Here is a 22,197-nt window from a genome sequence, read left to right on the forward strand (position 1 = left end):
CATCCTCATGGTTGACATTTGGCACCTTTACGATGCGTTTTGCCACATCTAATGCAAGGTACTAGTGGTGCATTAGGTGAAGGGTTGGCTTCCTTCTTGTGTTCTTTGCTCTTCTGCGTTTCGGGTTTTATCTTGTGAAATTCAAGTGGCTTATGGCGCTTGAGCAACTCTTCTTCATGTTCTTTGTTTTTATCATCAGGTTTCATAATAAATGCCTTTTAGTTACGACGCTTTCAATATTTTGGGCTTCAATGACAACAATTTCAATGTTTGCTAATAGGTCATGCATATGCATTTGATGAAAGATCTTGAGCTATACTTGAAAGCAATCACTTTTTCCAGGATAAATTTTATGCATGTAAAAACAAAATGGTTGATGGGCTTAGCGTTATTAGCGATCTCAAAAATGCTTTGTGCAGTTGATGCGCAAAAATTATCTTTACCGGGTGAAATTACGTTAAATGAAAATAAAGTAACGCATGTCGTCTCTGCCGTACAAGGGCATGTCAAAGACATTTATAAAAACTTAGGTGAACCTGTTGAAAAGGGAGAGCGTCTGGTTTCATTTCAAAGCCGTGAAATGGCTGAAATTAAAGCCGCCTATTTAGCTGCTTATCAAGAAATCCAATTGAAAAATGAAATTTTAAAACGTGAAGAAAAGCTTTGTAAAACGCATGTAAAAGCAGAAATTGAATTTGCTAAAACAAAAATTGGTGTTGAAACAGCCAAAATTCATTTAGAACAAGCAAAGCAAAAACTATTAGCTTTAGGTCTTAGCATCGATGAAATCAATCATTTACCTGAAGAGAAAGAACCTTTAAATTTATGCCATATCCATTCACCCTTAGATGGCGTGATTATTGAACGTCATTTGACACGTGGATGTGCGATTGATAAAGATAAGCAAATTTATGTCATTGGCGATTTAGACACCGTTTGGGTCAATCTTGCTATTGATGGTAAAGATATGCGCAAAATACATAAAGGACAAAAAGCAACTATTTACTCACATGATAATTCGACCATTGCTCATGCCGAAATTATGTATATCAGTCCTGTTAATGATAAAAGCAGAAATGGTCGCGCCATCGTTGAGCTTGATAATACTAAACATCAATGGCATCCCGGTGATGAAGTAAAAGTGGAATTAATGATTTCTGATAAAATGCCAGCTAAAACCGTATCAAATAAAAGCTAGCTAGGCTAGCTTCATTCTTTTAGGGGATGGATGTGCGCATTCATGATTCTCTTTAGGAGGATCAGCAAATTTGCTTGCCATATCAATGGCATGTTGCAACGTTTGCTCCAAGTTACGCCAAGTATAAAGTGAGCGTGCAAGCATCGCCAAAATCGATAAAATGAGCCTGAAGTGTCAGTGGATCAATGAGGATGTTTCTACTAGAAACATCTGCATGATTAATTTGATTTTTAATGAGAAATTGTATCGCCTCCAGTAACGAATGTAATATTTGAGCTTGATATTGGGGAGAAAGAACATTCAAATCATTTTTGCAGTGCTTTTTGAATTGATGCAGAGTAATACCAGGCAGTAATTTCATAAAAAGATAACTTTTATGCGATCCATCTTTGGTAGTACGAAACCGTATCCCATTAAATAAATTAAGCTTTTTTAAAATTTCACTTTCATCTAAAGCCTTTTCCTCATCATCTAGCATGGTTTTTACAACACAAAGTTCCTTAGTGATTAAATTTTGTGCCAATTTAATGCACCCAACAGCACCTTTGCCAATTTTACCATCATGATAGATGGCATAAGGTGTGCCATCTTGATCAGCAAGAATAATGTGTCTCAAGCGAACAAAAGTATATATTTTGAGAGGTGACTCTTTTATTTTTTGGCAAACCCATTTTAGAGCTGGTTCACCAAGCCAGGTACCATCTTTCAGGAAGTCATTTTTGGCTTGTTCAATTATTTTGTAAGTAGAATTCTTTGCTAAAATGGTCTGCCAAATATCATTAAGAGTAGGAGCACTCTTAGTATGCTGAAATTGTGGGCAAAATAATTTAACCGGCGACAAAGATCAAGAATTGTTAGAATTAACACCATTTTTCATTAAAATCACTCTAGAATTTGGCTGCTTGAGGTAGCGAATTTTAAGGAAATTGGTGTATAAAATCAAATAAAAGCAGCGTGGCTATTTCACATATTTTTTCAAATGCGATGCACCATGTTCTAAAGACTCTTGAACGGCAGGAATTTCACTGAGTGCATTAAGTAAGCCATAATCATGAATCATGCCATTATAACGGATGGCAATTACATCAACGCCAGCAGTATCCAGTTTTTGTGCATAGGCTTCTCCTTCATCGCGTAGGGGATCGTTTTCAGCCGTTTGAATCATGGTAGGGGGTAAACCACTCAATTGAGCATTGGTGCCACGCAAAGGTGAAGCAAGAACGTCAGCACGTTCTTTTTCATCCGTTGTATAGTTATCCCAGAACCATTTCATCATATTTTTAGTGAGGAAATAACCATGTGAGAATTTGTTATAAGATTCGGTATCAAAATTAGCATCGGTCACTGGCCAGAATAAAACTTGTGCCATAATTTTGGGAGTGCCCTTTTCTTTGGCCATGATGCTAACCGCATTTGCAATATTACCACCGGCACTATTGCCGACAACCGCTAATTTTTTACCATCGACATTTATTTCATGACCATGATCTGCAACCCATGAAGTTGCGCCATAAGCTTGATTGATGGCGACTGGAAATTTTGCTTCAGGAGATGGCGTATAATTAACAAAAACAGCTGCCATGCCACTATTTAGCACCAGATCTCGCACAAAACGTTCATGGGTTGGGAAATCGCCCAATACCCAACCACCACCATGAAAAAACATAAAGACAGGTAGCGGTTTATCATGCCCTTTAGGTCGTACAATGGTGAGTATAATAGGTTTGCCATCAACCGTAATCATCTTCTCTTGAATATCGATTTTGGAGGTGTCTGTTTTAACTAATTTTTGCGCATTGGCTAAAACCGCACGTGCATCTTGGGGTGACAATTCTTCAATCGCTTTACCTTTATTGGTTGCCAGGGTGTCTAAGAATTTACGAGTATTGTGTTCAACCCATCCGGCATCAGCAGCCATAAGGTTGCTAGCAAAGCACACTACATAAGTGATGAATAAGGTTCTTGTTAATTTCATTAACACAATCCTTCTGATAGGAATATAAATTCAGTAGCCATTTATCGTCACGTTTATAAAAGATACACTATTTTTGGCAAGATTTTTGTGCAGTGGAAAGGATATCTAGTATTGATCATATCATTTGATATGCACGTGAATATTGGAAAAATGAAACTAAAATAAAATGGGAGTAAGTTGTCACAGGCGTAACGATGAATAAATTAACTACAACATTGATTGCATCCATCTTATTTTTTTCTCAAGTTGGCATGGCCGATGATAATGAAATCATTGGTCCTGCTCATTCCAAAAGCTTTATTCAAAAAACGGATCCTTCGGTTTTGCCTAAACCCATGCAAGAACGAGCTCAAGAAGAAAAAAATGCGCTTCCCTATCGTGGCTATTTTCAACGTGATGGAGGTGGTGAAGTTAAGTTTCGTGAAAGAGTGCGTGAGAGAAAAAATCAAGCTAATCAAACAAACGATCAATAAATAGTTAAAATGAGGCGTTCTACCGTAGAAGGTATTTAAGACGTCTTTAAAAAAGATCAAATTGAATCATGCTGATATTTCTCGACCTTCTTTGCGTTTAACAGCTTCGGAGGTTATGGGTCATGCCCGTCCTCTAAGCGGCCTCGAATAATTAAAGGATAGGATAGGCCTATCGCCTGCCAATCTTCTAAGCATCATTTTGGATGCCCTAAATCACACCTCCTAAATTTAAAACCCCCCACCTCTCATCTTAGACGCTCATCTTTGGTGAGAGGGGTACTACTTTCCCCCTCTCCTTCACACCGTGAGGGTGCCCGGCTTGTCCTGCGTAGCTCACGAAATAAGCAAAGAAGAAAGGCGCGGGTGGGGTTTTCAAATAGGGAGATGGGGGCTGAAATCACTAAAATGTCATAAAAACTGCGCCCCTAGTCAAGATAATATCCGATTTTTCATAATTATGTTGAAGACTAACTTCTGTTCTGGTATAAAGCAATTCATGACAGGAAAGTTCGAATAAAAATCAATGGAGCATGACAATGTTCGCAACGAATGAGGCCCAAATTGTGGGTGGATATAAAAGATATAGATGATATTGAATCAAAAGTTTTCATATCAGCACAATAGGCTGGGGTTTGCATTCCTGAAACAAAGTAACTGCAATGCTTTGCCCATAGTCCATCTATGTTTATTTCCATCTATCTAATTGAGCATTCATGCATTGCCGACAATGGCGTTTATCAACTTTTTGGAGGCTTTGTTATGCCAAGAAATACAGATATTAAAAATTTAACACCAGAAAAAGCATTGCAACAAATTCGAAAATCAGCAAAAACTGCTGTTAAACAAGGTCGTCTTTGTCTTGACAAAACAGCGCTTAAAGCCAAACTTGGATATACGGATGAACAAGCAGATGTTTATATTTCAACGTTTAATAAGAATGTCGGCACCCCTGAAGAGCAGGCGTTAAAAAAAGCTCGAAAGGCCGCAGTTGATGCGGTTGCTCATGGGCGAGCTTGTCCTACCGAAGAATATTTGAAAAAAAGAATGAAATATACCGCTGAACAAGTCAAGGTCTATCTGGAGAAATATAAAGAACTTGAGCGCAGCAAAGAACAACAAGCATTGAGAAAAGCACGTAAATCAGCACAAGGCACAGCATCTCTAGGTCATTCTTGTTATTCAGATGAAGCATTAAAAAAGAAAGGATATTCAGAAAAAGAAATAGAAGCATACCAAGCGGCATATAAGCAATCTGAGAGCACACAAGAAGAACAGGCGAAAAGGTTAACACGGGGTCATGCACGGACATCTGCCTATCATGCCCGCGCTTGTGCTTCAGAGGAAGCATTAAAGAAGGCAGGCTATACGGATGAACAGATCACTATCTATCTTGCTACCTATGAAGCAGCTAAAGGAACAGAGCAAGAACAAGCGCTAAGAAAAGCTCGATATGATGCACAAGAGCAAGCATATCGTTGTCGTCCACTCCCTACAGAGGAAAAGTTAAAAGAAAAAGGTTATAGCGAAGAACAAATCACCGCTTTTTTGCAGTCTTACCAAATGACGCTTGATAAAAAAGTGCAGAAGCTGCTTACCAAGGTGCGAGAAGCTATGTCTAAAGAAGAAATTAATCCAAATGACGATTCAGAAAAACGGATAGCTAAACGAAGTAGAGCAGTGTTTGATGACTCAGAAGATAGGATGGTTAACGATGAAGAAGCTTCGCTTTTGCTATTCTCGAGCTGTAAACATAATACGCCGAGTGATACTTCTTGCACACAAGCAGCAGAGCATAGTTCACCGTCTAAAAGACGATTAGCATAGAGAAGCATTTGAAGAATTAGAGCGAGAAGCTGCTTTTTAGCTCAATCAGTAATTTATCTGCGTTTTGTCTAAGTGACAAAACATTTAGTCAGAACGCCTTTGATTAAATTTTACGATTGATAAAAATTGATAGTAGATAATTCACCAATGCTCTGTGCAAGAACACACAGCTTATGAAATCTGCACCTAATATTAGGTTTCTTGAAAGATTACATAAAGCACAAAAAAAGATCGTCAAGATGCGCTACAAGGCAAACCTCCTACTATGTGGCGGCTCCAAGGGCAATAAAATGCTTATATGGTTGGATGTAATGAAATAATGGCACCGAGAGTCTCAGAACTGCCTAGCAAAAGATTGCGTAAGTAAGATGTTTGATTTTTTTGATGCGTTCTCATTTTCACGAGATGGATGAAAAGAAGAATTTTACTGTGTTGAGATAAGTATAAACAGACTGATATTAACAAGCGAGTTTAGTTAATGATGGCTTGATTTGTGCGATGGATTGAATTTTTTCGATTGCTTGAGCAAGATTGTCAGCAACGTGATGCTGTGTTAAAAGATGCTCGTTAATTATCTTGTGTAATATAAGATCGCTAATAATCAATTGATAATGAGGAATGATCTTAGCAAGATCATTCGCACAACAGGCATCTTCTTCCTCAGGTATTATGTTTTTAGCTTCAGCAAAATCAATGAATGAGGTTGCCATGCATAGTGGATCAAACATGACATTATACTGATGAAGATCATGGTGATGGATTTTTTTGGCAAACATGGCTTGCAGTGCCTCAAGTAGTGAGAGTAATATTTGGGCTTGCTCTTGCGTTGATAATTCATCATTGCTACTGGCTAAAAGTTTTAAAAATTCATCCCATGACACTCCAGGAACAAGCTTCATCATAATGTAATATTTACAGGTGTCGTTTTCATTATGGTGCATTTGAACGCCAAGTAGCTGATTATATTTTTGCAGAAACTCACATTCAGTTAAGAATTCTTGCTTATCAGTATTCACTTTCAGTACACAAAATTCATGTGTGTTAAGGTTTTGTATGAGTTTAACCGCACTGCTAGGATTATTGTTGAAATTTTCAGGATGATAAACTGCGTATACATTGCGAAATATATCAGCTATCACAGAATAATTGCACGATTCATTTTTAGGAAGCTTAACGGTATCAGATGCTTTGAATACAGTTTGAATAGCTTCTAATACTGTGTCATCAAAAAAAGTACCAGTTGATTGCAGCTTTACTTTAGCGTGGCCAATCAGTTTGTTGACCGTCGAAGCTTTCAAAATAGATTGCCACCTCGTTTGAAAATCTTCGCTATCTAATGAAAGGGAAGCTTTTGGTTGAGAATGCTGAACAAATGCGGGTAAGTAGCGTCTCATAATGATGCAACAAAAGAGAATAAACTAAATATGTTATGTGAGTTTTAATAATTCATCAAGGATTTTAAGGCAGTTAATCCATTATTTATCATCGTTCATCGAATGTTCTACAATTTACTCTGCTATAAAAGTAAATCGAGGCATTTCAATGCCATCGATCTGTATGGTGCCTAAAAAATCGGCAATGGGGCGAGTCCAAAGTGCTTGGTGTCCAAATTGTTCACAATCATATAGAGACTGATAAATAACAAGCTCTTCCAGTGTATCTGTATGCCATCCAGTGCCAATGACACGATAGAATTTATTTTTATAATGTCGATATTTGCCGGGGATTACTTTTTGCATTTCAGATACTTAATGGTATGTAAAGTACACAATCATTGCTGATAATACGTTAAAAGTAAATAGCGAACGCAACAAATAAATGCTATATCATTTGATGTGATATAGCATTTAAAAAAGGGGAACTTTAGAAGTGTCTTTGTTCCCAGTAGGGTGTTGTTTTATAGTAGGTATAGATAGATTGTCCCCAGGTTCTATCAGCCATGTCAGGCCAATGATCTTTATCAAAACCCGGTGCATTTTCTAAACGCTGTTTATCAATATCGACTTTAAAACAATCTTTTTGCGTATCGTAATGAAGTGCATTCCAAGGAAGGGCAAATAATTTTCCTCCCAAGCCTAAAAAAGCACCACTTTCTAATACTACATAAGCAACATCACCCGTTTGTTTATCTAACATCACTTCAGTGATTTTGCCTAAATCCTCATTAGCATTATTCATTACTTTGACACTAATAATTTCGTCATTTGCTTTTACAACATTTGATGCCCTGCCCATAATATGTTCCTCCTAAAATACTTGTAATTAATAAAAATGAGTATTTATGCAGTCGAAAATGCATTTTGCTCACCTTTACTTTAGCCTAAAATAAACGGTTTAATTTAAAAATTATAAACAGTGATTTTATAAGGACTGATAATGATAAGGCAGGAAATAGCTAGGTTTTCGTTAATAAAAACCTAGCAAACGATGTTAGGATTTAATTTTTAAGATAATCTTACCATGACAGTGACCTGTTTGTTGCAAAGTTAATGCTTCTTTAATTTGCTCTAATGGAAAGATTTTCTCGATCTTCGTTTTAAGCAATTGATCATCGATAAGATGAGCAATTTGCTTTAATTGTTCACCATTAGGACTCACAATGGTAAATTGCGCGGTAATATTATTTTCACTGGCTACTTTAGCCGCATCGCTTGGAATAGGCTGTGTAAAGCAGATGAGCTGACCGCCAGGCTTCATGGTTTTCAAAGAACGTATCGTCACATCTTTACCAATCAGATCGAGCGTAATATCAACATCATTCACTTTGTCTTCAAATTTTTCTGTTTGATAATCAATAAATTCATCAGCGCCTAATGAAAGACAAAAAGCTTTAGTCGCAGCAGAGCCTGTTGCAACGACGGTTGCCCCTTTATATTTGGCCATTTGAATTGCCATTTGTCCTACTGCACCAGCTGCGGCATGAATCAGGACTTTTTGCCCTGCTTTAAGATGGGTCGTCGCAAAGAGTGCCTGCCAGGCCGTTAATGCAACCAAAGGCACGCCCGCAGCATGCTCATGATCAAGGGAGGCTGGTTTGAGCGCAATTTCATTAGCTGGTGCTGCAACAAATTCAGCAAAACAGCCTGCTGGTTGTGGAAAACGAATTAAGCCAAATACTTCATCGCCGACTTTATACGGGGTTGCTTGGCTTCCTGCTTCAACGACGGTGCCTGAAAAATCCCAGCCCATGGGCTTGGGGAAAGTATCCGTTTTAGGATCGGCATAATGACCTTCTCTGACTTTCCAGTCGATAGGATTTATGCTTGCTGCATGAACTGCAACGAGTACTTCATCGCCTTTAATGGTTGGTTTATTGATATTTTCCAGTTTGACAACATCGATGTTGCCGAATGAATGGTATTGAGCAATTTTCATTTCAACCTCCTGATGAAAAACACGTGGTATTAAACGTTAAAGAATTGAAGTTACTCAAGTATCTAAGGGAATTTACCCGACATTCTTGACTTAGGTGTCAAAACAAGTAAACTTCCTCAGTTTTTCAAATAAATATATAAATCATATGCTTTTTTGTTCGCTTTTGAATCTGTTTAATTTCTCCATCCAAAAATTTGCTGGCTATAGCTGAGCGTTTATTGACTATTCTTAATGCAAAACAGGTTTAACGAGATGGTAACTATCAAGTCCGATAAAGAGATTGATTTATGTTTTTTAGAAGAAAGAAACATCCCACCAAAACAGAACAAAATGCATCATTAAAAAAAGCGACTACCTTCAACGATCTCGTAGATGATCTCAAAATGGTTGTCTTTGATTTACTGGATTCAAGTGATTTACTAACCGTACATCGAGTCTGTCATACTTGGAATAGCGCTTTACTCTCCGCAACCTATTCCCCATGGAGTTACCGGCTAAATCATGATTTCCCTACATCATATATACCGATGCTCAAAGCAGAAGAGAGTCGCAATCGTTTAGTTCAAAATCGTCATTATTGTTTTAATACGTTAAGTATTGTGAGCCAAGATAAAGAAGGCGCACCCTATGTTTTTAGCGCCTTAGAAGGAAAACTCGACGCTATTAATCAAGCGAGCATAAAGATGGATACCAAGAATCGACTGTTCGCACTGGCATTAGCCAATGGCTGTAAAGCAGCAGCACAAGAGCTGCATAAAAGTATTCATCAAAGTGAAGAGGCGTATCAATTATTAGCTTATGAAATTGCGGTGAGATTCAACAATGTTGAGATCATGCTAGACTTGATTGAAGAATTGGAACCTAATGTAAAAAAATTCTATCTAACGGAAATGCTATTTTATACTAAAAAGCATGCGGTGCCGCAAACGTTTTTAATTGCGTTAACGGCTATTTTGAAAAAATGCTATCAATTACAAGATACGGCCTTGACCGTACAGGATATATCCTTAGCATTGGAAGGTCACATAGAAAAAATTGATCCAAATAAATGGCAAGGACGCGTAAAAAAAATATTATGGATGTTAGCTTTGGCTCATAATGAGCCTCACGCATTAGAAGAAAAATGCGATTCTGCCCTGCTTCAAGAATTTTTCATCTTTACCTGTTTATTTCAAAATATGAAACGTATTCCCTATTTAATGGGTGATCGAGAAAATGAATTTCCTATTTTTTATTGCCATGTGATGTCATCTGCATTTCGTAATGGTGAGCTTGATTTAGCAGCACTTATTTTGTCTTTAGTTAAGCAAAAAGGACTCTATGCATTTCGATATGCAACAAAGCAAGCGGTTGATTATTTGGCAGTTCAATATGATTTTGATAAAAACTTTGTTTCATTGTTAAAAAATGAATTTAAATTAACAGAGTTTTCTATTTTTAGTGCGAATAATTTTTTAGAATGCCTGCGTCAAGGTAACATTACTTTAGCATCTATTATCTTGGAACAAAGCGAAAATCTACAGTGTCCTGCGAATGATTTGCTTGCTGCCGTAGAAACCTCTAAGAGTTTTCATAGTATCAATCTTAATGATATGGTTGTCTTCTTAATATTGGGAAATCCTGATCATGATCCTCAAGATATTGCTAGGATTATCAAAACGTTAATCGTGGGTAATCATAGAGCGCTTGCGACGGCTTTTATCCATCATCTTGACATGGCATTTTCAATTGAAGAAGCGGAAGATGATTTATGGTTGATTGATGATTTTATGCAACAATATGTACTCAATAAGCAGTTACAGCATTTATCGTTAATAGATGAAGAGCCGCAACAAGAGAGAGCGTCACGAAAACATGGAAATACCTGTGCTATCCAGTAATGGTGCATATCCATGCAAATGCAGTTGACAGTTCGAACTAAATTAATGTAAGGTTGCCGCCTAACTGTTGAGCAATATCCTTTATTGGAGACAAGTATGCAAGGGCAACTATTTGCGATTGAAATTGATTTAGAAAATGATCCTACCCTTGCACGTTTTGATTTAATCAGCGATGCCTTTGTAAAGAGCCCCGATCTGCAGGGGCTCGCATTGCTAAGCAACACCCAACTTTCAGAGAGCATTTGGCAAAAAATTGCTTCGAGGCTTGCCCCGATTGTTTCTGCAATACCGCTGAAACAATTGGTGATAACGCTTGCGCCATTTGGTGAAGCACAAAATCTTTCTCCACTTTTAGCGCTTCCTTTTTGTCAAGGGTTGGAAAATCTCACCATTGATGGGCCGCTTACGCCAGAAAGTATCGCCACTATCAAAGCACTATTAAGCCCGATGTTATCAAGATTGGCTTTGCCATCGGCAGGCCTTGATACACCCTCTGCAACCGCATTCATTCAAGCGTTAGTGACCACGAATGTAAACGCATTGAATTTAAACTTTAATCCAATTCAAGTAGAAGCAAGTAGTGCACACTATGCACAATTTTGTCAGGCGCTATTAGATGGGCCCTTGCAATCACTCTCTTTAACCAGTATTAATGATGAAGCGGCAAGATGGCTTGCTTATTATTTATCGACTATCACAAGACCCTTTCACCTCACGGTGAGTGTACAACCCGAGTTGTCAGAAATCGGCTTGCAATATCTTATCGATGCCATCAAAGCCTCTAATAAGCAGTTACGTGTTACCAAAGAAGACTGGGGTGGATTTGTCGAATTGGTTCCACAAGCTCAGGAAATCGATGACTTGAGTAAAAATAGAATACCCACCTTGTTTACATTAGTCGCACAGAAATTAGTAGGGAGGCCCGAGGCTATTTCGCAAATCCCCAGCGTTATGTTGCCTGATATCCAGGTTGCCTGTTTACCCTTATATTTATCACACAATAAGGCGCTGCAAAATCGGCAATTAAGATTGGCGTCTTTAGCAAAGCATAATATTTCTGTTAGCAGTGATGACTATTATTCTCAGGTCAGTCACATTGAACAAGATTATGAAGCGGATCTGCGTAAAGGATTAATGTCCCTTAAGTTAGGCTAACTAGCGAAGCTTAGCGGGTGTGGCAGCAGGCTTTTGTTCTTGACGTATTTGCGCATGCATTTTGCTTGCATTATCAACAATAGATAAGAGTTGCTGCCTTTTGTTTTCACCACCTTGGCCAAAAGTTTCAGCAGGCATCTTTTTGACTTGTTCGGATAACATCTGAAGCGTTCTATCAACGCCTTCAGGGGTTGTTTGCGCTGCAACCGTTTTTGCCATATAGTTAAATACTTTCCCTACCTCATCATATTGACTGGCAAAAGTGGCACTCATGAGAAGAGTGCCGTCTGTACTTGGTTTTTTGTGTTGGTTTGCAACGTCATTCAGCGTTGTTGCAATATTTTTTAGAGATTGAGAATAAGATTGTGCTTGTTTCGATTTTTCTGCGGCTTCTATCCGAGTCGATTGTATGGCTTTGGCTTCTTGAGTATTGAATTTATCAATTCTTTTTACCGCATCAGAGACCATGGTTTTTAGTTTTTTATCAGCTGAATTTTCTCTGGCAATTTTACTTAAGTCATTCGCTATTGTTGTCAGATCAAGTTGGTTAACCGCTGCTCTGACTTGGCTTTTAAGGGGCTCATTCGCATTTTTAATGTAACTGTCTGCTATCGATTTGATATCATTGATTTGTAACATGGCGCGTTGCTGTGATTGTGTAATTGATGTCATGGCATGATAATCAGTGGCACCATGCGCTAAGGCAATATTTTGTGCTCTGCTAGCGGGATCAACCGCAGTAAGATGTTGTACCATTTTAAGCAATTCAGGCGGCATTCCAGCAACTGGTTTAGTAGAATCTAACACATCTTTTAGCGCTTCTCTGACTTTAACTGCGCTATTCTCTCCAATTTCACCCGTATCAGCATCTCGTTCGAAGCAATTTTCTGAATACAATGATGCAATGATAATCCCGATATTGTAGAGATCGGTTTTTGAAGAATTAGCTAATTCCCGATTATTATGTCGTTCAGGAGGCGTATAAATAACCCCTGGCGCAGCAAAAAGGTCATGAGGACTGCCTTGGGTACCATCAAATGCTTGCCCTAGATCAAGCAATTTTACCGTACCACTTGCTTTATCATAGAGAAAATTATCAGGTTTAACATCGGCATGGACAATATTCAGTTTTTGCATCACATCGTATTCACGCAAGATGCCAATCGCAATCATTTCCTTTTCAGGATCAGGTAATTTGGCCTTGCCAGCAACAGTTTCGAAACCCTTTTCTCCGGTCAGTTGGTAGATAGCGCTACGTAAATCTACCCCAGGAAAGATAGGTTGCACCATATAAGAACGTTCAGCTGTTTCATTGGGTGTGGCAAGGAGAATGCCTTCCTTTTTAGCTGCAGCAAGCTCTCTTTGCTGTGCTGCAATTTCATCGGGATCAGTGGATAGTGGTTGGCTTTTTATTGCCACTTCCTGACCTAGTTTAAAATCGCCTTTGCCCACTTTGCTGACAGTGCCACGATAGGTTTTTCCGACAACACCATGACCCAATTCTTTACCCAGGGTAAATTCCGTCCCATTTCGATCTTTTATAACCTGGCCTTCTTCTTCAAATCCTTCCCCAGGCCCATGTGCTGCCATAAATATCCTGCTTATTTGCAGTATGTTATGAGTGAGACTCCGTCTTATTATGCGAAGTTCCTAGAGAGGGGGATATACAGTCAATCGGTCACTACATCACCAATACTCATTTCTAATATTCCTTCTCGGTAATTTTTGCCAAAGGAGAAGGAATGTTGAAAGAAATTTGCTGTCAATCAATGCAGTAAGTGAGAGCGCTGTCATGTTAGTTTAAACTATGTGCTTATCACAAAAAATTCGTTAAAATCATTACCATTTTATCAACAGCAGAAGAATCAAATAATGAAGAAGTTATTAACAGGTTTTACATTAGGTTTGAGTTTATGTTTGATGCAGTCTGCGGGATATGCGCAACAGGCTTCATCAAACATTGAAGTACGTAAAATGAATCCGCCGAATTTAAGTGATGCACATCTGGGTAAAAAGATTTTATGTTACCGTCCTAAATATCAAGAGGCTCCCAGACTCAGTATTGAAACAACAGAAAACAAAATTATTGCACATCATTACGGCCATGGTGGTGCCGGCTGGAGTTTGGGGCCAGGCTCAGCAAAGCAATTAGTGGAATTGTTAAAAGGATCGGAGCAGGCTAAAAGTCTGACCAAAGAAACACCTATCACTATTATTGGAGCCGGTGTTATTGGGTTATATACGGCATACATGTTAGAACAGCAAGGCTATAAACATATAACGGTTGTTGCAGAGAAATTTAATCAAATGCCTTCTTACTATGCCGGTGGCACATTCTCTCCTGAAGTGAGAATGAAAGATCGCCAGCAAAAAACACAAAAATATAATATGGCAATAGAATCATTACGTTTTTACAGGAGCATTGCACATCAGCAGCATCCCATCTTTAAAACAGGTGCAAGAACATTGCCTGCCTATTTTCAAGATACCACGGAATCGACTTTGGAACCGTTTGTGGGAGATGGAATACTGCCGCATAAGCCTGTTGTCTTAGATTTTGGCAATGGTAAAACGCAATCGATGGTTGTCTATGATGATGGTCTATTTATTGATGTTGAAGGGATGATGCATCAACTGACACGCTACCTTAAAAAAAATAAAGTAAAATTTGTGAAGAAGAAAATTACCGCATTTTCAGAAATTAAAGATAACGTTATTATCAATTGTTCAGGACTAGGTGCAAGAGAGTTGGTTTCTGATAATGAAGTCATTCCTGCACAAGGCCACTTGATTATGTTAAAAAATCAAAACCCAAAAGATTTAGAGCAATTGATGGTTTATCTTTTTGAGGCAAATGCAGTCAATGAACGAGGCCAAAAAGTCATTCGAGTATTTTATCTATTTCCAAAACGTTCACCCAAATCGGCTAAAAATGATGTAGGCGTTTTAGGGGGAACGTATGTGTTAGGTGCAACACCTGAAACACCCAATGAGGAAGAGTTTGATATTTTGGTTAAGAATGCTAAAACATTTTATGGCATAAAAGAATGAAGAGGTACGTAGCATTTTTTTATGGACAATAATATAAAGGATGATTAATGCTACACAGTTTTCAAAAAGCCAAAGATAAGAAAGGAAAGCATAAAGGACAAGAACGCCAAGAAATAGACAGGATTAACATGCTGTCGCATGATCTTAAAACCTATCTTTTTGGTTGCTTTGATTTTGATTCATTGCAAACGGCTGAGGCCGTTTGCACGAATTGGTATACACTATTAAAAACAGATCCTGCACCATGGAGTTTAAAACTCAGTAATAGTTTGCCAAGCTATGGATTAAATCCAAATTTTCCAAAAGGAAAATTTCGTCAGATGTTTTTGGCACTGTACAATAAAATGCTACGCCAGAAGAGTATTGTCAGTCCAGATGGAGAAGGTAGCCCCTATCTTTTGCAGGCCTTAGAAGGAAATATAGAGGCTTTAACCAATATTCCGCTTAGACAAGATACACTCAATCGGCTTTATATGGTGTCGCTAGCAGGTCACCGTGGTGCACAAGTAGGTCATCATTTACAAATTCCCCATTATGCCGTTTTGCTGATAAAAGTGGCTATCGAACTTTACAATATTGAGTTGATTGAGCAGTTAGCTCATTTTAAGATGAGAGAAAACGAAATGCTAGATATTCTCATCTTTGCGAAAATGCAAGCTAATAAAGAGATATTTCATATCGTATTAAAAGCAATAATAAGAGGACGATATCAATGGGATCAATATCATCCAGCGTTGCAATACATCGAATTGGCATTACAAGGTAATCTACTTGCTATAGAGAATGCGATGCAATTAGATGAAGCGCAAAAACAAACACTTTATATGCTTGCTGTTGCCAATCAATCAGAGCAATATCATTTTCATCAATTTGATGCTGAAACATTAGCTGATTTAATGATCTTTTCAAGTGCATTTTGTAATCATGCAATGATGGATGCACTGATTAAAGAATTTTATGGTCAAACAGAAAGTACCTATAGCGATATCTTAGCAGCAGCATGTAAAAATGGAGATATTGAACTCATAACGGTAATATTAATGGCATTAAGTGATACTGGCAGCATTAACTTTATTGAAGTCATGAGAAGCGCAACCAATCAATTATGTGATGCTTACGATTGCGATTTTCGTTTTGTTGAGATTGCTAAAAAAATGATGGCAGAAAAATTCCCTGCTATACCACGTTCAATATTTAGTGATGCGAATTTTCTGGCATGTGCTTCTCAAGGTAATTTTACTTTAGCCCATGTGATCTATAAAGAACGAAAAGGCGTTATTCGCTGTACAATCGATGAAGCTTTTGGTGTTTTGGCTATATCTAGACGTTTTAATACTGTCGATTTCAGTGATTTGATGGCACAGGTACTTATGCGTAACAGAAACATTCAAGAATTAAATTATATAGTGAAAGAAGCGGCTCGCAGAAAAGAGAAAGCATTGCTTGTGCAATTCTTTAAAGATGCGCCTGTCATGATTGATATTGATGCGATTATTGAAAACCCAAGCTTAATAGATGAAAAAGGCATGTTTGCATTAGCACAAGAAGAGAATTCATCGCAAAAAAGAAAATGTAATATTCAATAAGTTGTAATATGAGGTGATACAAGTATTTTGCATGAATAAGCGCTTGTGTTATTGATGGATCCTCTCGTGCTAAGCTTATTAAATTGGCTTTATTGCGAGTAAATAATGAAAAAAATTACAGCAATTCAATTTAATCAAGTAACGACGCCTATCACCTCACACAAAACAAAGTTTGGTGGGCAGCCTACATGGTTAGAAGAACCACAATGGCCCTTAGATTTGAAGGGAAAACCGCTTCATTTTGTCTGTCAAATTATGATTGATACTCAATTATTTGAAAATGCACAAGGAAAAATTGCATATTTATTCATGTCTAACGAAGATGAGGCACAAACGTGGGATCCTAATGCGGGAGATACCGCGGTTATTATTCAACCAGGAATACCACTACCTTCCATTAAATATGAGAATAATCCGGAAGGACCCACGCTCATCGATGGAGAATACGAGGTATCACTTCGTCTTAAAGAAGAAGCTTATCAAATTGCTCCTGAGCTATTAGATGAAGAGGCCTACACTGAATATTTCCGACACTTAAGTGGTAACAAAATAGGTGGTACACCGCTCTTTATTCAAGGAGATGAATATCCTAAAGGGTATGAGCGGTTATTATTGCAGCTTGATTCCACGGCCATCCCCTTTGATATTAATTTTGGTGATAGTGGCACTGGGTATCTGTTTATTAATGCCAATGCTTCACAGGGTAAATTTTTGTGGCAGTGTTATTAATACAAGTATAAATTCTCTACCTTTGGGTTTGGCATGACCTATACTCAAAATCATTAGTAATCTACAGTATAACGAAGGACATCTCATGTTAAGATCCGGACCAACACCGCAAATTTATATATTTCAAGCGATGGATCGCAAAGCGGGATATCGTTATTTAATTAATGCGGTTGGTAAATATAATAATTTAGAAAAGATCAAAAGTGATGAAACAGTTTATTGGTTATTGCGCGAGAGTAATACGCAAAAGGGATTACTCACTATCGATTTTCTCTATTGGAATAATCAAAATATGCGCTGGACAACGGGTAGCCAGCGAATGGCATTGCATAAAGACAAGGGTTGGATTAAGGCAAATAATCTTGAAGATCCAGAGGTGAAAGAAGCATTGAAGGAAATTGAACATGTTTCTGCAGAGTCTGCGGGGCTGCATGAAGATTCATTGTATGAATTTATTTCTAAGCTATCCACCGTTAAATTATTAATCGAGAATCGATTAAATCCTAATAATGAGCAACAAGCCGTCAGCGGCATTTATTCCAAGTACGTCGATACCAGAAATCCTACTCCTGAAGAAGTAAAGAGTGTGGTATTAATGCCGGGTGTGATTCAAGCGCTAACTTGTGAGTTGACCGGGAAAATTTTTAGAACACCTGCTGTGATGAATCACGACATCAGAATAAATCAAAAAGATGGGAAACTTTTTATGATCTTGCAAAAGGGAAAATCCTATGAAGAATCTGCATTGAAGAGCATTGGGCTCAAAGAAGAGAATTACTATATCAATTTTAATTTAATGAAAATTATTGATCGCTTAGGTTGCAATGATCAAGGCTTGATAGAAAGACTAGATGAAGAACGCCTGCTGGATCCTGTTTTGCTCACAACATTAGAAGATCCCATGATTCTTCCTTCAACCCATTCCTATAGTCGAGAAACGATTGAGGGAATGATTAATTCTGGTCGTACACTAAAATGTCCTAATACCAATAAGCGATTTGATAAAACGGATGTTGTACCCAATATTTCCTTGGATAGATTTCTTAAAGCGTGGCCAGAGTGTCGTGTGAAATTGATGGAATCATTTGAAGGCACCAATCAAAAACGAAGAATGTAATCACTCAATGCTTAGTTAGAGTCTTAACGATATACAAAGCAGAAAGGGTTGACACTCTTCATTCAAAGCATTATGGTTCACAGGATTTAGCATTCGGGCAAATTTTGTTGTTTTTCCCAATATCTTCATATTTTTATCAGTGAATAGGGGCGACATCATGGGAATACTACAAACATTGGGTAAATTTATTCAGGATAGTTTGCAGACCAATGTTGCTAAAGAAGTCTCAGATGACATCTCTGATATCTATTATAATTTTAAACGCCCGCGAGCAATATGGTGCCTTGGTTCAACGGTGTTCGTGGGAGCAGGTTGCGCTGCATTATTTGTCGCAGAGAGTACGACTTACGGTTATTTTGGTCCCATCGTTTTACAAGCACTGCCATTTTTAGGGACCGTTGGAACTAAAATTGCGGTAGGCACCATCGGTGCTTGGGCAGGGGGCTCTGTTGGTCATAATGGGGCGAAATTTGTCGCTCAAGAATTTTATAGTAGACGATATGATGTCAGTAATAGTGCCTATGTTTATACCGATGAAGACATAAACCGTATTATTGCTAATAATCCTCACTATTATCCACCTACCAAAGATTTAGAACAGGGTGGTGGTGACTTATCAGCAGAAGAAAAAGCACAACACGTTGCTGAATTAAAAAATCTGTTGAATTTTTTGCGCGATAATATCGTCGATCATAAGGACGAAGAATCAACGGCTCATGATAGTTACAAGCTGGCTTTCTTAAGTGCACTACGCACCTCTAATCTTGATCCCGCGATGGAATTATGGGCAGCGAATAATGCCAAACGTGAAATGCGCAAGCAGCTTTCTGTCGTCAAAGCGAAATACCTAAGTGATCGAGGAGCACAATTTGTTTCGGATGGTCAAGTCAGGCGTGAAGAGATAGACGATGAAGATGAATCTGAAAGTCATGATTTGGGTGGAATGAGATCCGTATCAATATCCATGCACGCACAGCCATCCACTACTTTGCCTGTTCCGCCACTCAAAGATGGCATCACAGGTTTTAAGCATATGCAAAGGCAAGCGAAAGGCTTAACCGATGGTAAGTTTTATCCATTAGATAAAGATTCAGCAAACAAAGGAAGAGAGACATTAACTAATAATAAAAATGCTCAATTGTTAGTTAATTTAAAAGCGGTTTATCAAACTCAAGCGCAGCGCCAAAAGGTTGAAGAGCAAGTGTTACCTTCAAGGCTGCGTGAGCTTTTACGTTAACCTCTTATTTCTTTTGCTTGTTCTCTTTGTTTTTTGCGCTGGGGGCTTCATATCTTCTGGTACATTAGCGGTGGGTACCACCGTTAATGTCACTCTTTCACTGGTTAATTGATAAAGTGGTAGGCGTGGAACATAAGGTGGCGAGAATGAAAGCGATGGTGGAGAAGAAGAAGCTGGAAATGAAGAAGGTGGTCTAGAAATCGGCATAGATGATGTTGGTGTTGTGGGTAGAGATTGTGTGTTACGCTCTTGAACATCTGTTGAGCTGTTAGAAGAATTTTGCATGGCGCTAGCGCTCGAACTCGAGTCAGAGAAGACGCTTGGACTTGAGCGTGATAACTCTTGTGGGTATAAACTCATTCTTCGGAATCGTTCCGTAACAAGGGGTGACAGTATAAAAGTGCCTGCTTCATGAGGCGTTTCATGAGTGCTAGAAATATGCATTAGCGCTTTTAAGGAATCTTGTAATTTTTTAAGGTGTGTTCTATTCCAATGACAGAATGCCGTTGATGAAAACAGGTGCGATCTTTCAACTTGTGTAATGAGCTCATCTAATGAATATCGAGCAAGTGTCGGTAAAATATTGTCTTGTTGTTTCAAGACGAATTGTAGCAGTTCGAAAGTCTTGGGATGATATGACTCACAATTAATGTGTAATATTTTGCTCGCGGTTTTATAATCATAAACAAAATCTAAGGTATTAAGACATAAATTCTTGCGTTCTTCCAATGCAGCTGCACAAAAGGGTGAAATGGTACGTTGCACAATATCATTTAAAGCAGGATGATTAAAAGTAGTGCAGCTCGTTTTGACTTCTATTAAATGCGCATGAGTGATTTTCCAATCATCCAATTTATCTTTAACAGCATCTTCAGAGGCATCTTCAGAGGCATCTTCAGGTATATCTTCAGGGATATCTTTAAGGGCAGCCTTAAGTGCGTCAATCAAGCACTGCAATAAAGCAGAGTCCATTGGTTCGCTTTTAATCGCCTCTACATTCAGGAACGGTTCCAGCTGTTTCACAAACTGACTAAAATTTTTAATAATCCCTGTCATGGTCAATCCTTTTTTATTTTACTGACATTTTTGCTGATTATAACAAAATAAAAAAAAAGGACATCCAAAAATTAAATATCATCAAAATTAGAATAAAGGACACCCAAAAAATGAAGTCTCATCAAAATATGGGTGTCCTATCGTCGGTTTTATCGTAAGCGCTTTGTTGCGGGTGCGTTGGTCATGCTGGATGGGTTTTGATTAAGCGCTTCTTCTTTTAAAGTGGTACTAGCCTCTGTTGCAGTTGGACTTGTAGGGTATTTTTTTTGCAGGCTTCTTTCAGAGAGCGTTTCATAACCAGTTAATATGGATACATTTTTTGAGATTTCTGGGACCACTTTCTGGGTTGGCTTGCTAGGTAATTTTGCATTTGACGATGAAGTAGTGGATAAAGCCTTTGTTCTAGAAAGTAGATATCTTCTGGCTGCTGCAATGAGTTGCTCTGTTGATAGAACGTCAGGCCCTCTCAACGTTGTGCCAGATGATATGGGCAAGCGTTGTGCTCTTGATAGAGCAGAAGGCTCTCTCAACGTCACAGCAGATGATACGGGGGCAGATGCTTTTGTTTGTTGCTCAGATTCTTTCGCCAGCTGCTCCCGTATTTTTTGGTTATGCGCAGTGCTGCCTCTTAAAATGCTTGGCATGAGTCTGCCTTCCCAAGACGCTGGAACGCGACGCTGTCTGATGCCAGAGGAAACGACTTTTGTTTGTTGCGATAAATTATTTTGTGCTTCAGGGTTGTTTTGAGGGTTAGATTGGCCTTCATTGTTTGAATTACTTGGATCATTGTCATTTTTTTCCATAACTTCTCGCCCTTAAAACCGATACAGACATGATTTAATTAGCTGAAATTTACAAATGAGTTCAGCTAATTCGAGCTGACTTTAACTTGCTAATTACTCAAATGCAATATAGCCCCGATTTTCATCGGGGTCGCAGGTTATTGATACTAAGGTTGGGTTTTTCGCTTGCTTTCTGAAGGTGGTTGAGGATCGTATGATGGTAAGGGCATGCTATTTTGTTGGGCGGTCACAGCTTGCAGATTGAAACCGGGTGTGTAAGTTGCAAACCAATTATAAGTATGTTGTAGATTTTGGTTGTGGTTATTCGCTTGCAGGCCTGATTGATAAACTTTTTGGGCTTCACTCATTCGATTTTGCGCTTCATAAAGTCTTCCCAGCGCAATATAAGCGGCGGCATATTGAGGTGCAGTTGTGATAAGTTGAGTTAATAATGATTCTGCACTCGCATCATAATGTAGGGCAGAATGTTTTAATGCGCAAGCTTCACTAGGATTCGTTTCAAGCAATATTTCAGCTTCACGTCGATTGTTACGTGCCAAGCCAATTAAAGCGCGGGCTTGTCCATAGAAAGCACGATTATACATGTCGGTTTTTTTTGTGGTGGTACAGATATGATAGAACTGATTATACGCTTCAAGATGCTTCTCAGCTTCTAAAAGTTCGAAAGCTTGTTTTATTTGTGACATGCGACATCCTTATTGATAAAAAATCGCAGATTTTATCAAGTTTGATAAAGAT

Annotated in this window: 21 protein-coding genes; 10 read left to right on the plus strand and 11 right to left on the minus strand. The window is 38.4% G+C overall.

The features are described from left to right. Window positions 1-5: 5 nt before the first annotated feature. Window positions 6-206 carry a hypothetical protein gene (locus HT99x_RS00600; RefSeq protein ID WP_075067594.1) on the minus strand — a complete coding sequence of 67 codons (201 nt, stop codon included), beginning with the start codon at window positions 204-206 and terminating at the stop codon, window positions 6-8. A 146-nt stretch (window positions 207-352) separates the two neighbouring features. On the opposite strand from HT99x_RS00600, the gene HT99x_RS00605 reads away from it, so the two are divergent. Beyond that, on the plus strand, window positions 353-1,198 hold the full coding sequence (locus HT99x_RS00605; protein WP_158003427.1) for an efflux RND transporter periplasmic adaptor subunit: 846 nt from the start codon (window positions 353-355) through the stop codon (window positions 1,196-1,198). Between the two features lie 112 nt (window positions 1,199-1,310). Here HT99x_RS00605 and HT99x_RS00610 read toward each other — a convergent pair whose 3' ends face one another. Together HT99x_RS00610 and HT99x_RS00615 are read right to left on the minus strand one after the other, a co-directional pair. After that, window positions 1,311-2,039 carry a protein kinase domain-containing protein gene (locus HT99x_RS00610; RefSeq protein ID WP_075067596.1) on the minus strand — a complete coding sequence of 243 codons (729 nt, stop codon included), beginning with the start codon at window positions 2,037-2,039 and terminating at the stop codon, window positions 1,311-1,313. Window positions 2,040-2,156: 117 nt separating this feature from the next. After that, on the minus strand, window positions 2,157-3,116 hold the full coding sequence (locus HT99x_RS00615) for an alpha/beta hydrolase (protein WP_445971440.1): 960 nt from the start codon (window positions 3,114-3,116) through the stop codon (window positions 2,157-2,159). A gap of 251 nt (window positions 3,117-3,367) precedes the next feature. Here HT99x_RS00615 and HT99x_RS00620 point away from each other — a divergent pair, with 251 nt between their 5' ends. After that, entirely contained in the window at window positions 3,368-3,646 is a 279-nt protein-coding gene (locus HT99x_RS00620) for a hypothetical protein (protein ID WP_075067553.1), read from the plus strand. A 759-nt stretch (window positions 3,647-4,405) separates the two neighbouring features. Next, window positions 4,406-5,470, plus strand: coding sequence for a hypothetical protein (locus tag HT99x_RS00625; RefSeq protein ID WP_139016654.1), 1,065 nt, complete (start codon window positions 4,406-4,408; stop codon window positions 5,468-5,470). A 458-nt stretch (window positions 5,471-5,928) separates the two neighbouring features. Here the strand turns inward: HT99x_RS00625 and HT99x_RS00630 are convergent, their stop codons facing one another. The 4 genes from HT99x_RS00630 to HT99x_RS00645 form a co-directional block, all read right to left on the minus strand. Next, window positions 5,929-6,864, minus strand: coding sequence for a protein kinase domain-containing protein (locus tag HT99x_RS00630; protein ID WP_075067551.1), 936 nt, complete (start codon window positions 6,862-6,864; stop codon window positions 5,929-5,931). A gap of 114 nt (window positions 6,865-6,978) precedes the next feature. After that, window positions 6,979-7,209, minus strand: a complete 231-nt coding sequence (locus HT99x_RS00635; protein WP_075067550.1) for a DUF1653 domain-containing protein — start codon at window positions 7,207-7,209, stop codon at window positions 6,979-6,981. A 124-nt stretch (window positions 7,210-7,333) separates the two neighbouring features. After that, entirely contained in the window at window positions 7,334-7,705 is a 372-nt protein-coding gene (locus HT99x_RS00640; RefSeq protein WP_075067549.1) for a PRC-barrel domain-containing protein, read from the minus strand. A 195-nt stretch (window positions 7,706-7,900) separates the two neighbouring features. Beyond that, window positions 7,901-8,845 (minus strand): zinc-binding dehydrogenase, encoded by a 945-nt coding sequence (locus HT99x_RS00645; protein WP_075067548.1) that lies wholly within the window; start codon window positions 8,843-8,845, stop codon window positions 7,901-7,903. A gap of 287 nt (window positions 8,846-9,132) precedes the next feature. Here HT99x_RS00645 and HT99x_RS00650 point away from each other — a divergent pair, with 287 nt between their 5' ends. Continuing rightward, the gene (locus HT99x_RS00650) at window positions 9,133-10,725 is read left to right on the plus strand and encodes an F-box protein (protein WP_075067547.1); all 1,593 of its coding nucleotides are present in this window, start codon (window positions 9,133-9,135) and stop codon (window positions 10,723-10,725) included. A gap of 96 nt (window positions 10,726-10,821) precedes the next feature. Continuing rightward, complete coding sequence (locus HT99x_RS00655) at window positions 10,822-11,880, plus strand: hypothetical protein (RefSeq protein ID WP_075067546.1); 1,059 nt, start codon at window positions 10,822-10,824, stop codon at window positions 11,878-11,880. On the opposite strand, the gene HT99x_RS00660 is transcribed toward HT99x_RS00655, so the two are convergent. Continuing rightward, entirely contained in the window at window positions 11,881-13,470 is a 1,590-nt protein-coding gene (locus tag HT99x_RS00660; protein WP_075067545.1) for a protein kinase domain-containing protein, read from the minus strand. It abuts the gene before it with no gap. A gap of 282 nt (window positions 13,471-13,752) precedes the next feature. On the opposite strand from HT99x_RS00660, the gene HT99x_RS00665 reads away from it, so the two are divergent. From HT99x_RS00665 to HT99x_RS00685, 5 genes are all read left to right on the plus strand, one after another. Further along, window positions 13,753-14,931 (plus strand): FAD-dependent oxidoreductase, encoded by a 1,179-nt coding sequence (locus HT99x_RS00665; RefSeq protein ID WP_075067544.1) that lies wholly within the window; start codon window positions 13,753-13,755, stop codon window positions 14,929-14,931. A gap of 47 nt (window positions 14,932-14,978) precedes the next feature. Beyond that, window positions 14,979-16,517: a hypothetical protein gene (locus HT99x_RS00670; protein ID WP_075067543.1), complete on the plus strand. Its 1,539-nt coding sequence runs from the start codon at window positions 14,979-14,981 to the stop codon at window positions 16,515-16,517. A gap of 105 nt (window positions 16,518-16,622) precedes the next feature. Beyond that, window positions 16,623-17,246 carry a DUF1963 domain-containing protein gene (locus tag HT99x_RS00675; RefSeq protein ID WP_075067542.1) on the plus strand — a complete coding sequence of 208 codons (624 nt, stop codon included), beginning with the start codon at window positions 16,623-16,625 and terminating at the stop codon, window positions 17,244-17,246. A gap of 85 nt (window positions 17,247-17,331) precedes the next feature. Next, window positions 17,332-18,363, plus strand: coding sequence for a U-box domain-containing protein (locus HT99x_RS00680; protein WP_075067541.1), 1,032 nt, complete (start codon window positions 17,332-17,334; stop codon window positions 18,361-18,363). A 157-nt stretch (window positions 18,364-18,520) separates the two neighbouring features. Then, complete coding sequence (locus tag HT99x_RS00685) at window positions 18,521-19,600, plus strand: hypothetical protein (RefSeq protein ID WP_075067540.1); 1,080 nt, start codon at window positions 18,521-18,523, stop codon at window positions 19,598-19,600. On the opposite strand, the gene HT99x_RS00690 is transcribed toward HT99x_RS00685, so the two are convergent. From HT99x_RS00690 to HT99x_RS00700, 3 genes are all read right to left on the minus strand, one after another. Continuing rightward, entirely contained in the window at window positions 19,592-20,656 is a 1,065-nt protein-coding gene (locus HT99x_RS00690) for a hypothetical protein (RefSeq protein WP_075067539.1), read from the minus strand. The two genes, HT99x_RS00685 and HT99x_RS00690, sit on opposite strands and share 9 nt — an antisense overlap. Window positions 20,657-20,805: 149 nt before the next feature. Next, window positions 20,806-21,459 carry a hypothetical protein gene (locus tag HT99x_RS00695; RefSeq protein ID WP_075067538.1) on the minus strand — a complete coding sequence of 218 codons (654 nt, stop codon included), beginning with the start codon at window positions 21,457-21,459 and terminating at the stop codon, window positions 20,806-20,808. Between the two features lie 146 nt (window positions 21,460-21,605). After that, window positions 21,606-22,145 (minus strand): tetratricopeptide repeat protein, encoded by a 540-nt coding sequence (locus HT99x_RS00700; RefSeq protein ID WP_075067537.1) that lies wholly within the window; start codon window positions 22,143-22,145, stop codon window positions 21,606-21,608. Window positions 22,146-22,197 lie beyond the last annotated feature (52 nt).

This window comes from Candidatus Berkiella aquae (genome assembly GCF_001431295.2).
In the GTDB taxonomy this organism is placed as follows: Bacteria; Pseudomonadota; Gammaproteobacteria; order Berkiellales; family Berkiellaceae; genus Berkiella; species Berkiella aquae.

What these genes read in the sequence shown, in the direction of transcription:
- HT99x_RS00660 (WP_075067545.1), bottom strand. Translation starts at nt 13,470, where the DNA reads ATGGCAGCACATGGGCCTGGGGAAGGATTTGAAGAAGAAGGCCAGGTT.
- HT99x_RS00615 (WP_445971440.1), bottom strand. Translation starts at nt 3,116, where the DNA reads ATGGCTGCTGATGCCGGATGGGTTGAACACAATACTCGTAAATTCTTA.
- HT99x_RS00675 (WP_075067542.1), top strand. Translation starts at nt 16,623, where the DNA reads ATGAAAAAAATTACAGCAATTCAATTTAATCAAGTAACGACGCCTATC.
- HT99x_RS00625 (WP_139016654.1), top strand. Translation starts at nt 4,406, where the DNA reads ATGCCAAGAAATACAGATATTAAAAATTTAACACCAGAAAAAGCATTG.
- HT99x_RS00600 (WP_075067594.1), bottom strand. Translation starts at nt 206, where the DNA reads ATGAAACCTGATGATAAAAACAAAGAACATGAAGAAGAGTTGCTCAAG.
- HT99x_RS00635 (WP_075067550.1), bottom strand. Translation starts at nt 7,209, where the DNA reads ATGCAAAAAGTAATCCCCGGCAAATATCGACATTATAAAAATAAATTC.
- HT99x_RS00700 (WP_075067537.1), bottom strand. Translation starts at nt 22,145, where the DNA reads ATGTCACAAATAAAACAAGCTTTCGAACTTTTAGAAGCTGAGAAGCAT.
- HT99x_RS00685 (WP_075067540.1), top strand. Translation starts at nt 18,521, where the DNA reads ATGGGAATACTACAAACATTGGGTAAATTTATTCAGGATAGTTTGCAG.
- HT99x_RS00640 (WP_075067549.1), bottom strand. Translation starts at nt 7,705, where the DNA reads ATGGGCAGGGCATCAAATGTTGTAAAAGCAAATGACGAAATTATTAGT.
- HT99x_RS00645 (WP_075067548.1), bottom strand. Translation starts at nt 8,845, where the DNA reads ATGAAAATTGCTCAATACCATTCATTCGGCAACATCGATGTTGTCAAA.
- HT99x_RS00695 (WP_075067538.1), bottom strand. Translation starts at nt 21,459, where the DNA reads ATGGAAAAAAATGACAATGATCCAAGTAATTCAAACAATGAAGGCCAA.
- HT99x_RS00670 (WP_075067543.1), top strand. Translation starts at nt 14,979, where the DNA reads ATGCTACACAGTTTTCAAAAAGCCAAAGATAAGAAAGGAAAGCATAAA.
- HT99x_RS00620 (WP_075067553.1), top strand. Translation starts at nt 3,368, where the DNA reads ATGAATAAATTAACTACAACATTGATTGCATCCATCTTATTTTTTTCT.
- HT99x_RS00630 (WP_075067551.1), bottom strand. Translation starts at nt 6,864, where the DNA reads ATGAGACGCTACTTACCCGCATTTGTTCAGCATTCTCAACCAAAAGCT.
- HT99x_RS00665 (WP_075067544.1), top strand. Translation starts at nt 13,753, where the DNA reads ATGAAGAAGTTATTAACAGGTTTTACATTAGGTTTGAGTTTATGTTTG.
- HT99x_RS00690 (WP_075067539.1), bottom strand. Translation starts at nt 20,656, where the DNA reads ATGACAGGGATTATTAAAAATTTTAGTCAGTTTGTGAAACAGCTGGAA.
- HT99x_RS00680 (WP_075067541.1), top strand. Translation starts at nt 17,332, where the DNA reads ATGTTAAGATCCGGACCAACACCGCAAATTTATATATTTCAAGCGATG.
- HT99x_RS00650 (WP_075067547.1), top strand. Translation starts at nt 9,133, where the DNA reads ATGTTTTTTAGAAGAAAGAAACATCCCACCAAAACAGAACAAAATGCA.
- HT99x_RS00655 (WP_075067546.1), top strand. Translation starts at nt 10,822, where the DNA reads ATGCAAGGGCAACTATTTGCGATTGAAATTGATTTAGAAAATGATCCT.
- HT99x_RS00605 (WP_158003427.1), top strand. Translation starts at nt 353, where the DNA reads ATGCATGTAAAAACAAAATGGTTGATGGGCTTAGCGTTATTAGCGATC.